At 51.3% G+C, this 12,493-nt stretch carries 9 protein-coding genes; 6 read left to right on the top strand and 3 right to left on the bottom strand.

Annotation, left to right across the window (positions count from 1 at the left end; translation table 11 throughout):
• Nucleotides 1-50 precede the first annotated feature (50 nt).
• Nucleotides 51-1,796 (bottom strand): alpha-amylase family protein, encoded by a 1,746-nt coding sequence (locus ACYVH9_RS24760; RefSeq protein WP_460639108.1) that lies wholly within the window; start codon nucleotides 1,794-1,796, stop codon nucleotides 51-53.
• Nucleotides 1,797-2,058: 262 nt separating this feature from the next.
• Between ACYVH9_RS24760 and ACYVH9_RS24755 the strand changes: the two genes are divergently transcribed.
• From ACYVH9_RS24755 to ACYVH9_RS24740, 4 genes are all read left to right on the top strand, one after another.
• The gene (locus ACYVH9_RS24755; protein ID WP_460639107.1) at nucleotides 2,059-3,936 is read left to right on the top strand and encodes a glycoside hydrolase family 13 protein; all 1,878 of its coding nucleotides are present in this window, start codon (nucleotides 2,059-2,061) and stop codon (nucleotides 3,934-3,936) included.
• Between the two features lie 89 nt (nucleotides 3,937-4,025).
• On the top strand, nucleotides 4,026-4,697 hold the full coding sequence (gene pgmB / locus ACYVH9_RS24750; RefSeq protein ID WP_460639106.1) for a beta-phosphoglucomutase: 672 nt from the start codon (nucleotides 4,026-4,028) through the stop codon (nucleotides 4,695-4,697).
• Between the two features lie 99 nt (nucleotides 4,698-4,796).
• Complete coding sequence (locus tag ACYVH9_RS24745) at nucleotides 4,797-5,369, top strand: DinB family protein (RefSeq protein WP_460639105.1); 573 nt, start codon at nucleotides 4,797-4,799, stop codon at nucleotides 5,367-5,369.
• Nucleotides 5,370-5,424: 55 nt separating this feature from the next.
• Nucleotides 5,425-7,764, top strand: coding sequence for a glycoside hydrolase family 65 protein (locus tag ACYVH9_RS24740; RefSeq protein WP_460639104.1), 2,340 nt, complete (start codon nucleotides 5,425-5,427; stop codon nucleotides 7,762-7,764).
• Nucleotides 7,765-7,828: 64 nt separating this feature from the next.
• Here ACYVH9_RS24740 and ACYVH9_RS24735 read toward each other — a convergent pair whose 3' ends face one another.
• Complete coding sequence (locus ACYVH9_RS24735) at nucleotides 7,829-8,173, bottom strand: DUF6970 domain-containing protein (RefSeq protein WP_460639103.1); 345 nt, start codon at nucleotides 8,171-8,173, stop codon at nucleotides 7,829-7,831.
• On the opposite strand from ACYVH9_RS24735, the gene ACYVH9_RS24730 reads away from it, so the two are divergent.
• Together ACYVH9_RS24730 and ACYVH9_RS24725 are read left to right on the top strand one after the other, a co-directional pair.
• On the top strand, nucleotides 8,172-9,254 hold the full coding sequence (locus ACYVH9_RS24730) for a hypothetical protein (protein WP_460639102.1): 1,083 nt from the start codon (nucleotides 8,172-8,174) through the stop codon (nucleotides 9,252-9,254). The genes ACYVH9_RS24735 and ACYVH9_RS24730 overlap by 2 nt on opposite strands.
• A complete protein-coding gene (locus ACYVH9_RS24725; protein ID WP_460639101.1) occupies nucleotides 9,217-11,670 on the top strand; it encodes a hypothetical protein in 2,454 nt (817 codons plus the stop codon). The genes ACYVH9_RS24730 and ACYVH9_RS24725 overlap by 38 nt, the downstream gene beginning before the upstream one ends.
• Here the strand turns inward: ACYVH9_RS24725 and ACYVH9_RS24720 are convergent, their stop codons facing one another.
• Nucleotides 11,671-12,450 carry a hypothetical protein gene (locus ACYVH9_RS24720; protein ID WP_460639100.1) on the bottom strand — a complete coding sequence of 260 codons (780 nt, stop codon included), beginning with the start codon at nucleotides 12,448-12,450 and terminating at the stop codon, nucleotides 11,671-11,673.
• Between the last annotated feature and the right edge of the window lie 43 nt (nucleotides 12,451-12,493).

The following is a 12,493-nucleotide window of genomic DNA, read 5'->3' as shown; positions in this document are numbered from 1 at the left end:
TGGCTGTGAAAATAGCAAAAAACCGTTTACCCTCTTATACCACACGGCGTTTATTTGATCTCCAGCACCACTACACTCAACGGTGGCAACTCAAGCGGCACGCCCGCGTTGGCGGCAGCCTTCAGCTTGGTTTTTGTCCGAAAAATATCCGTAAACGTGTAGCTTTTTGTCGCGTCCAGCTGCATGGCTTTCCAGGCTTCCGTTGGAATACGAACCGTTGTTCTGGCGGTTTTCTCTTTATCAAAATTACAGACAATCAACAGCTTTTGCCGAACCGAATGCCGCAGGTAGCTGTATAGACGGTGCTCATCGTAGCCCAGGCTCTGGCCGTGATTGTTTACGTATTGCAAGTCGTAAAAACCGCCCGTTCGAATGGCGGGGCTTTTGGCTACCAATTGATTCAACTGCTGATAAAACTCCCGCAACTTTTTCTGATTGTCGGATAGTTTGCCGCCGTCAAACCGGGCGGCTTTTCCGTCACTTCCGTTCGTCCAGGCCTGAAACTCCGGAATGCCCCAATAATCGAAAATAGTGGTTCGTCCGTCTTCCCCCTGAAACCCTTCGGCCTGCGTCGGATTGACGCCCACTTCCTGTCCAAAGTAGATCATGACGGGGCCGGTATGCAGCGTTGCCGAAAGCGTCATGGCCGGCACAGCTGTCCACGGATCATGCGCAAAAAACCGGGACGCAATGCGTTGCTCGTCGTGGTTTTCCAGAAACCGCAGCATGTGGTTGGCATAATCACCCGATTCCTGCTGCCACACCCGGGTTATATTTTCTACGGAACCCCGCCCTTCCATCAGCTCCCGAACGGCATCATAGAGACCCACTTTGTCGTAGAGGTAATCAAATTTGCCGGTAAAAATATAATTGTGGTATTGCTGCGGATTGTAAATCTCGGCGATGAAAATAATGCCCGGCTTGGCGGCTTTTACCTGTGGAATGGCCCAGGCCCAGAACTCAACCGGCACCATTTCGGCCATATCACACCGAAAACCGTCAACGCCTTTGCCGGCCCAAAACAGCAGAATATCCCGCATTTTGGTCCAGGTCGACGGAATTGGGTCGAAGTGAGTCTGCCGGTTGTTTAGGTAATCGACGCCGTAATTGAGTTTGATGGTTTCGAACCAGTCGTTGAGATGAGGCTGCGCTTTGAACACATCACTGCCGGTGGCTTTGGCCGGATTTTCAACGTAAGGTGTGTTGAATGGTTCCGGGGTAAAGACCCCCTCGGGAACCTGAAACGGCTGCCCGGGCAAGTAATAAAAGTTGTTCTGTGAATCAAACGCCTGGGTGGTATCATCCCCTTCGCCCAAATCCTGCACAGTGGCCGGTTTGGCATCCGAGTAATACTGCCGGGCGACGTGGTTGGGAATGAAGTCAATGATGACTTTCAGGTCGTTGGAGTGTGACCGTTTCACCAAATTCTCAAACTCCTTCATGCGGTTGGGCACATCGACGGCCAGATCCGGATTCACATCGTAATAATCCTTGACGGCATAGGGCGAGCCCGCCCGGCCTTTCACCACCGACGGATGATCTTTCCGAATCCCGTAAGCGGAATAATCAGTCATAAGAGCGTGTTCGATCACGCCGGTATACCAGACATACGATACGCCAAACTTCTTCAATTCCTGTAACGCCTTGGCTGTAATGTCGTTAAATTTTCCGACGCCATTCTCATCCCGACTCCCCCAGGGTCTGTTGGCCGTGTTCTGATTCCCGAATAAGCGGGTAAAAATTTGGTAGATGACGAGTTTGTCTGACTTCTCTTCGCTTGGGGCGGATGTATCCATAGGGCTTGAAATGGCTCGGCGCTGAATACCAACCCGGAGGGCATCAGTCCGGTAGCAACCAGCGCGGAGGAAACGGTTTTGCGGTTAATTGATAACGAATTGCGGACAATGATGTCTGCCTTCCCGGGCAAGATACAAATTTACGAATGCCAGCCCGGTCCAATCGGTCAGATTCAACGACATTGGCCGAAACTACTGATAAAATAAAAACAATTTCTTTATATTGACATATTTTAACCGCTTTCTTGCCTGGCTAACCTGTATGAAACGTTTTATTATTTTACCGTTCCTGCTGCTTCACGTTGCCGTTGGTGGTCTGTTGGCACAGCTGCCTTCCATTCAACGCATTGACCCAACGAATTGGTGGGTTGGGATGAAAAATGGGAACCTGCAATTGATGGTTTACGGTCCCAACGCCGGTTCGTTGACATACAGCATCAGTTATCCCGGGGTTAAATTGGTTAAAACCCATAAAGCCGAGCACCCGGATTTTGTCTTTCTGGACCTAACGGTTTCGGCGGCAACCAAACCGGGAACGTTCCGGCTCGTCGGGAAAAAGGGTTCTCAAACCATCACGCGCTCCTACGAGCTGAAACCCCGCACCGGCCCACCGAAGGGACAAGGCGTTTCGTCCGCCGATTTCATTTACCTGCTCATGCCCGACCGCTTCGCCAACGGTGACCCGACCAACGACGCCTTTCCGGATATGCTCGACGCAAAAGTTGACCGTTCCATTCCGCACTTACGGCACGGTGGCGACTTGCAGGGAATCACCAACCACCTCGATTATTTGCAGGAACTGGGCGTTACGGCCATCTGGATGACACCGGTTCTGGCAAACGATGAAACCCTGAAACAGGAAGCGAAGGACCGGATGCAGGCCGGCTACCACGGATATCACTTTACCGACCATTACCAGATCGACAAACGCCTGGGCGGCAATGACGGCTATCAACGATTTGCCCAATCCCTCCACCAGCGGGGCCTGAAACTCGTGCAGGATGCGGTCTACAACCACGTCAGCGACGACCACTGGCTGTATAAAAATCAACCGTTCAAAGACTGGTTCAACCGGTGGCCGAGTTACACGGGCAGTTCACACAAGGAACAGGCCCTGTACGATCCGTATGCTTCCGCGTCGGACCGGAACGTGCTACTCAACGGCTGGTTTACCCCATTCCTGCCCGACCTGAACCTGCGGAACCCGTTCCTGGCTACCTATTTGATCCAACACGCCATCTGGTCGACGGAGCTATTTTCGCTGGATGCCTGGCGGGTTGATACCTACAAATACAATGATCTAAACTTCCTGAACCGCTGCAATCAGGCCCTGCTAACGGAATTTCCGAAAATCCATATTTTCGGAGAATCGTGGGTCAGCAATCCGGTGGCCCAGGCCTTTTTCGTTAAAAATAAAATCGATCAGCCGTTCAAATCCAATCAACCGGGCGGGCTGGATTTTGTCCTCTACGACGCTACCAACGCAGCCTTGCGGGAAGATTTTGGATGGGATACCGGCGTTAACCGGTTTTACCAGGCTCTGACCGCCGACGGTTTGTATACTGACCCGCAGAAGTTGGTCACCTTCCTGGATAACCACGACACCGACCGGTTTTTGTCCGTCATTGGCGAAGACCTCGACAAATACAAAATGGGCGTTACCTGGTTGCTGACGACCCGCGGAATTCCGTCCTGGTACTACGGCACGGAAGTGTTGATGAAAAATACCAAAAACCCGTCGGATGCCGAGGTCCGCCGGGACTTTCCGGGCGGTTTTCCGGGTGATAAAGAAAACAAGTTTACCGCCGGAGGCCGGAACAAAAAGGAAAATGAAGCGTTTGATTTTGTAAAGAAGCTGGCGCAGTACCGAAAAAACACGCCCGCGCTGCATTCGGGTTGCCTGATGCAGTATGTGCCCCAATATGGCACGTATGTTTATTTTCGTTATGACAACTCGAAAACCGTGATGATTGCCACCAATTCTACGGATCAGGAAATCGAACTGGAAACCAGCCGTTTTGCCGAACGAATGGCGGGGTTTACCAAAGCCCGCAATGTGCTGACGGGCGAACCGGCACCCTCCCTATCGGCCTTGAAATTACCGGCCAAAACTGCTGTTGTTCTGGAACTCAGCAACTAATCCGGCTTCGATAAACCCGCGCCCGGTCGCTGATAAATCTATTTTTATCGCTTTCTTGCAACCCACAACCTGACACAACGAATCACCCAATGCCTATAAAAGCCCTACTGTTTGACCTGGATGGGGTCATTGTCGATACCGCCATTTTTCACTACCAGGCCTGGCGACGCATGGCCAATACCCTCGGATTCGATATTTCGGAAGAATTCAACGAACAACTGAAAGGCATCAGCCGCACCGAATCGCTGGACATCATTCTGGCACACGGTGGGCTGACGCTTTCCGACGAGAAGAAAACCGAGCTGGCCACCCAAAAAAACGAATGGTATCTCGAGCTGGTTTCGCAAATGACACCCGCCAACATTCTGCCCGGTGTACTTGATTTCTTTGCTCAGGTAAAAGCCGCCCAACTGAAAACGGCCCTGGGGTCGGTCAGTAAAAACGCCCGGTTGATTCTGGAACGCATCGGTATGCTCAACGATTTTGACGCCATCATCGACGGTACCAAGATCGTGCGCGGAAAACCCGATCCAGAGGTGTTTTTAAAAGGAGCCGCCGAGCTGGGCGCCGATGCCTCCCAATGCGTTGTGTTTGAAGACGCCGTAGCGGGCATTGAAGCTGCCAAACGTGGCAACATGCTGGCGATCGGGATTGGCGAGCCTACGGTTTTAACGCAAGCCGATCTGGTGGTTCCTTCGCTGGCAAATCTGACCTTGTCGGAGGTCTTTACGTTGGCCGAAGTAAACCCTGGCCGGCCTTGAAAACCGGCCAGGTTTACTTCGGCCACGCTCTGTTGAGCTTACGAAACTTTGCGTCTATTTGTCCCCTACGCCATTAAACCAACGCTATTGACTTCTCCGATGCAAAAACTGGAAACCGCTCACCAGATACAACAACGAATTCGAACCGTTCTGGAAACAGTCGAACGTGAATTCCGCCCTTTATCCGACGAGCAATTGAACTGGAAACCCGACACCCGGCAATGGAGCATTACCCAGTGTTTGCAGCACCTGAATCTGGCCGAACGGTTTTATATCCGCAACCTTCAGAAACGAGTGGACGACCTCGGGCTGGTTCAGAGCAATCCAACCGATCAGTCGCTTCAGTCGAGCGTATCGGGGCGCTTGCTCCGGCATATGGTTGACCCCAAAACAAAAATGAAGCTACCGACGGTGTCATTTATGAAACCCCGCCCCGATTTGAACCCACGGGATGTGATGGCTCAATTTGTGGAACTGCAACAGCTTTTGCACGACCTGCTCGACAAAGCGCCGTACCTCGACTGGAACCAGACACCCATGCCAACGCTATTCGGCAACTGGCTTAAAATCAATGTAGGCGATGCTTTTTTAATGCTCATTGCCCACACCGAACGACACCTTAACCAGGCCTTGCGGGTGCAACAGGCTTACTCTGCCACCCGTAAACCTTGATCGGTTTTGTCCGATTGCTTTGTCTCACCGGATTTTCATTAACTAGTAATACCGAATGAAACAGTATTTGAAGCACGATCCCTGGCTCATTGTTGAAGAAGGATTCAACCGATCTTATAACGAAATAACCGAGAGTGTCATGAGTCTCGGCAATGGGCGTATGGGCCAGCGCGGTAATTTTGAAGAATATTTCTCGGGCAAATCCCTCCAGGGCAACTACGTTGCGGGGGTCTATTACCCCGACAAGACCCGGGTTGGCTGGTGGAAAAATGGCTACCCCGATTACTTCGCTAAAGTGTTGAATGCCGCCAACTGGATCGGGATTGATATTACAATTGAGTACGAAACCCTCGATCTACAAACCTGCGAAGTCCGTGATTTTCGGCGGGTACTGAACATGCAGGAAGGGTATCTGGAACGGTCATTCGTTGCCATTCTGAAAAGTGGAAAAGAGCTGCAGGTCAATGCCAAGCGGTTTTGTTCCATTGTTGACGACGAAGCCGGTGCCATCCGCTACAGCCTTACACCGCTGAACTTCGACGCCAAAATAACGATTGAACCCTACATTGACGGCAATATCCGCAACCGGGATTCGAACTACGACGAAACCTTTTGGGACGACGTTCGGAAGGAGACCGGCTACGGCGAAGCTTTTATTGAACTTCGGACCCGCAAAACCGGTTTCCACGTCTGCTCGGGCATGTGCGTCGAGATTGAACAAAACGGAGCCCGAGTTGATTTTCAATCGCAGCCGATCCGTAAGGAGAAATACGTGGCGAACCGCCTGACGCTCGATTGCCGGCAGGGTCAGGAAACGATTATCTACAAGTACGCCGTCAACCTATCGTCGCTCAACTACGACACAGATCACCTGGTGTCGGAAGCTCATAAATACATCCAGCGAATTACCAGCAAGGGGTTCGACCGGATGCTGATCGAGCAACGCCAGGCCTGGGCCGACAAGTGGAAAATGAACGATATTACCATCGAAGGCGACGTGGCGGCCCAACAGGGAATCCGGTTTTGTATATTCCAACTCAACCAAACCTACACGGGCGAAGACGAACGGCTGAACATTGGCCCCAAAGGGTTTACCGGCGAAAAATACGGCGGCTCCACGTACTGGGATACCGAAGCCTACTGCCTGCCGTTTTACCTGGCTACTGCCGATCAGAAAGTAAGCCGCAATTTGCTACTGTATCGGTATAAACACCTGGAAAAAGCGATCGAAAATGCCCAAAAACTCGGTTTTAAAGCCGGGGCTGCGCTGTATCCGATGGTAACCATGAACGGCGAAGAATGCCATAATGAGTGGGAAATTACCTTCGAGGAAATTCACCGCAACGGCGCCATTGCCTATGCTATTTACGATTACGTCCGCTACACCGGCGATGAACAGTACCTAGTCGACTACGGGCTGGAAGTGCTCATCGCCATCAGCCGCTTCTGGAGCCAGCGTGTCAACTGGTCGGAAGCTAAGCAACAGTACGTTATGCTGGGTGTTACGGGGCCGAATGAATACGAAAACAATGTCAATAATAACTGGTACACCAGCTACATTGCGGCCTGGACATTGCGCTATACCATCGAAACCGTAGCCAAAGTTAAGGCTCTGAACCCCGAGAAATTCAGCGAGTTGTGCGACCGTATTCACTTCCGCGAGGAAAAAGAAATTGCAACCGCTCAGCACATCGTTGACAATATTCACCTTCCGTATGACGAAAACCGTCAGGTGTTTCTGCAACAGGAGTCATTTCTGGACAAGGAATTGATGCCCGTCAGCGACATTCCGAAAGGACAACGACCGCTGAACCAGCACTGGTCGTGGGACCGGATTTTGCGGTCGTGTTTCATTAAGCAAGCCGACGTATTGCAGGGCATTTACTTTTTCGAAGACGACTTCGATTTGGAAACCCTGCGCCGAAATTTCGATTTTTACGAACCGATGACGGTCCACGAATCGTCGCTCTCTCCCTGCGTGCATTCCGTATTGGCGTCACAATTGGACAGGAAGGAAAAAGCGTACGAAATGTACCTTCGCACCGCCCGGCTGGACCTTGACGATTACAACAACGATACCGAAGATGGCTGTCACATCACGTCAATGGCTGGCACCTGGCTGGCGGTTGTCAAGGGATTTGGTGGCTTTCGGATCAAAAACGAGCAGGTCCTTTTGAAACCCAACTGTCCGGACAACTGGGAATCGCTGGCCTTTAAAGTTCGCTTTCGGGGTGCCTTACTGGAAGTAAAAGTGACGCAATCGGAAGTGAGCGTTCAGAATTTCTCGGAAAAAGCCGTCAATATTACGCTGTTCGACAACGCTTTGGTACTCGAAGGAAAAACGACCAAAACCGTACAAAGTCCCAGCGAGTCGGCTCCCCCCCCAAAACCGTAGCAGTTGTGCGTTTCCGCCGAAGGAGCCTACGCGCGTTTCTTCGGCGGAAACACAAAATTGCTTCTTAGTTACGATTGTCTTCCCAAATCAACACCGGATTTTGCGCTTCTTTCAGAAATTCGGGACAGCGGCCATCTCCCTTTCCGGTAAAACCACCATCCGGTGCGCAAAATAAGCGACAATCTACAATGACCATACTTGGAAAATCACAGCAGTGAGCCGGAATGTAATAGGCATCCTGATCTTTATAATCATACCGGTATATCTTTGCGGGCGGATTCCAGGAGTCTTCTTTTTGTATTCGTTCAATAATTTCCTGAATGCACTCCGGCACGGTCACCGGTGCGGGGCTATGTTCCTGACAGCCGAGAATGACCGTAAGAATGAGGGTACTTACAAAGGTTTTCATGGCTCGTGTCTTTTCTTTTTATGACTCATCCGGCAGCAAAAGGTTGCACTTTTTTAGCAGTAACTGGGCGTCAACGGTTTTTATCCTGCTAATTTTCTTTCCGTTTGCCTGCCAATCCCCCGAATCCAAACAACTGAGTCCGGCTTTTTATTACTGGCAAACGACCTACCGGCCTTCGCGCGCCGAACTTCAACTTCTCAAACGGCTCTCCATCCGAAAACTGTACGTACGGTTTTTCGATGTCGACTGGGATTCTGAAACACAGTCGGCAGCTCCCAAGGCAGTTATCCGATTTGCCAGCCGCCCCACCGGGCTGACCATCGTGCCGGTGGTGTTCATTACCAATCAGACGCTCATCCGCTGCCCGGCGTCGGCCATCCCGGCACTGGCCGAAAACCTGGCCCGAAAAATTCGTCAGATCAGTCAGCAGAACGGTATTGCCTACGAAGAAATTCAGCTGGACTGCGACTGGAGTGGATCCAGCCGTGACAAATACTTTCAGTTGCTTCGGGCCCTCAAAAACTGTCATCCGGGTGTTCTATCCGCCACGATCAGGCTACACCAAATCAAATATCCCGATAAAACCGGTATTCCGCCCGTTGACCGGGGCATGCTAATGTTTTATAATATGGGCGACTGGAAACGGCCCGAAACCCGAAATTCAATTTACGATCTCGACGTAGCCGGTCGGTACATCAATTCTCTGGAGCATTACTCACTGCCGCTGGATGTTGTTCTGCCGTTGTTCCGCTGGACCGTAGTATACCGAAACAACCGGTTTTTAACGCTGCTCAATGGGGTTGACCAGACTAAATTGAGACCGCTTTCGTTTTTGAAATCGGAGGGCGAAAACCGCTTTGTGGCCCAGCGCGATACCACGGCTTTTGGTTTTTCAATCCGGCGGGGTGACCTATTTCGGGCGGAAGATTGCAAACCGAAAGAGCTGGCCACCGGAAAACGGAGAGTGCTCTCGAAATTGACCAACCAAAAACTTACATTTGCGCTCTATCATCTCGATTCTACCGTCATTTCGCCGTATTCCAATGCGTTTCTCCACTCCCTTTTCCAGACGACTCCGTAGTGTTCTCCTGTCACTCGCGATCCTGATTGGCTTTGCCTGCGGCCCGAGCACGTACGACATCAACGAGTTCATGAGTTTCTTCATGCCGGAAAGCAGTCAATCGTCCGCACAGGATCAGATTTACCATTTTACCCCTCAATTGTACCGGATAGACGATGTTTACTCCGATCACAAAGACTCCGTTGCAACGGATGAAAATATTCGGGCCTGGGAGTCCTTTACTCAGCATAAAGTCACTTCCGCGGCCATCTCTGCGGCTTTGTATAAGCAGGAAAACAGTGCCTCAAATGGGTTAGTCAAGTGGGCTTCCGCTAACAATCCAGCCGCTTTGTCGTACCTCAAATTTGCCTGGCGGGCCGAAGCAGCCGCCCCCCGCCCCATCAACGTCTGGGAACGGGATTCGGCTCCGCATGATACCTCAACGGCCCTGTTAACCACCCTGCTGAACGAAGTCCAAACCTCGTATTCTGGCACACAGGATTCGTTTTTAAAGGAACGTTACGGTTTTCAGGCGGTTAAACTAGCCGCGCTGGCGAAGCAATACAAACAAAGCCAAATGCTTTACAATCAATTGATTCGGCCCCTGGCCCAGAAAACGTTCATGAGCGACTGGGCCTACTGCCGTCATGCCGGAGCCACACTGGCGCTGGGTGATACAGCCCGGGCTATCTACGAATTCGCGCAGGTGTTCGACCGCTGCCCCTCCCGCCGACGCGAAGCCGAAAGCAGCCTGCGGATTTACGGGATTCGCTTCCGGCAAAAAGCCCTGGAGTACTGCACCAATGACCATGAAAAAGCAGCTGTCTACGCGCTTTGCGCCATTCAACCCAAACAGGATGCACTGCCCTTTTTGAAAGAAATGGTGCGGCTGAATCCGGAAAACCCGCTGATTGAGCTGGTGATGGCACGGGAAATTAACCGCAACGAATACTTTTTCTTTCAGGATCACGCTCCCATTTATGCATACGATGAGAACAGCCGGTCCGACTCTGTTCAGTTTGTCAACCGGCAACACGAAGCCCCGGATTATTTCCAGCAATTGCGAGCCTTCGCGCTGGAATCGGCGCAAAACAACGCTTTAAAAAATCCGGCGTTCTGGTACACGGCCACCGCTTACCTGGACTATCTCGGCAAAAACTACGCCGAGGCCAAAACCCACCTGGATCTGGCGACCCAGCAGCCCATTAATCGCCCCGCCCTGAAACAGCAGATTGCCTTACAGCAAATGCTGCTGCTTACGGGCCAGACCGAAACCATGACGCCGGAAATTGAAAACCAGTTGATTGGTTACTTAGAGCAGTTTGGAAACTCCATGAACTTCTACATGACCAATGCGTTTGTAGAAACCTGCAAACAGTTGGCTACTAAGTACGGTTACGGCAAAGCCGTCGTAAAAAAATCCGAAGGCTGGTTTTCGGGTTGTTCTCGTTCAATAACCGCCGAACCAGACGGCCCAAGCACAGCTAAAGCATTCCTGCTCACGGCATTAACCTCTTCAGAACTTAACCAGAAGCAAGTTTATTTCAACAGCCACTCCAATTTGTACGACATTGAAGACACCACCTCAGCGGCTACCGTTCAGCGGGTAGTCGATTACGCCACTCAGGCAAATCCCACTGATTTCGACCGGCGGCTGTGCAAGTTGAGCGGTTTTTCAAACGACGATCTGTATATTTTGCTAGGCCGACGGCTGCTCAACGAAAATAGGCTGGCCGACGCGGCCACGGCCTACGCTAAAGTAAACCCCAAAATCTGGCAGTCGGAACCGTTCAAAACCTATTACAATAGCAATCCGCTGATGGTAAGTTTTATCGGCGATCCTCATCAGAGCAAAATGCCAAATCCGTACACCCCACCGGCCTTTCTGCAAAAAATGGTCGAATTGGAAAATCAGGCGAATGAAAGCTCAGGCGACGCAGCCGCTAACCTTTATTTTCAACTAGGCTGCGGAGCTTTCAACCTTAGTTGGTTTGGTAATGCCTGGATTTTGCAACGGGCACGGTGGAGTTCATCCGAGCCCGTTTTGTATCAATATACGTATCAGCAAGTACAAAATCCGCAGCAGAATACGGCCTTAAACCAGGTAAACGAAATGGACTATTATACCACCAAAACCGCTCAGGTCTATTTTGAGAAAGCAATGGCTGCGGCAAAAAATCCGGAATTAGCCGCCAAAGCCTGTTTCATGGCCGCCCGCTGCGAACAAAATGCCTTCCGTACCCGGCAGGAAATGGAATATGCCAAGCGCGGTTACTCAACCGATCCAGCACCATTTGCCGTAGAAATGAAAGCGTTGCGTCGGAAACAATACTCCGGGTATTTTACCAAGCTTTCGGACCAATACAAGGAGACCCGTTTTCAACAGGACATGATCCGGGAATGTGCGCTGTACTCCGATTTCGTGACGGGAAAATAATCACCGGTTTTTCTTAAACCGCTCGCCAAAATACATATTTATGCCAACAGCCACGTAGCCCCATTTATCGTGGCTGTTGGTTTTATAATGGTTCCCTTCCGTAAATGCCGGGCTACCGGGTTGAATCACCCCGTTGTTGTTGTCCAGGGTGGCATCCAGCTTATCCGTCCGTACGAGGTTGAACCGAACATCACCAAACACACTCATCCGGCGCGACAAAGCCGTGGAGCCGCGTAACCCAACCAACCACACCAATTCATGCGTACGTTTAATCCCCGGCTTACCGCGCGTTTCAATGCCGTCGCGGGTCCGGTGGCTGTTTTCATTATTGGTTAATCGTTGCAATTGGCCGGTTTTCAGATCGTAGGCCTGAGCCCGGAAGAAAAGAAGTCCCCCACCCGCATACGGCCTTATTTCGACCAAACGCAGGTTGGACTTAAACAACTGGAGAACGTCGGCCGATGCCGCAACAGCCCCCTGAACAAACTGTGCCTTGGCAAACGAATGATAAAACTCTTCCTGTTCGGCCTGCAATTCGCCAAAATCAACCGGAACTTCCACTGAAATGATTTTAGTCACCGGAACGATCAGGGTTGCTCCACCAAACGGCCTGGAAACCTGATCTTTTAAATCGCCATATAATTGGGCTAACCCGACCCGAATGGCCAGGCTGGCCGGTTGTTCGTCCGATTGGGACGGTGCCTTGGTCTGAGCGACAGCGGCTGTCTCAATCGCCACGAACAGGCATAGCCTAAAAACGATGCATAAACATGGCTTCATAATCTGATCGGTTCGATGCGTTGTTACACTTAGACGAACAGCC

The organism is Larkinella harenae (assembly GCF_054780515.1).
The sequence above is the reverse complement of the archived record's forward strand: the minus strand, read 5'-3'. Positions and strand labels throughout refer to the sequence as shown.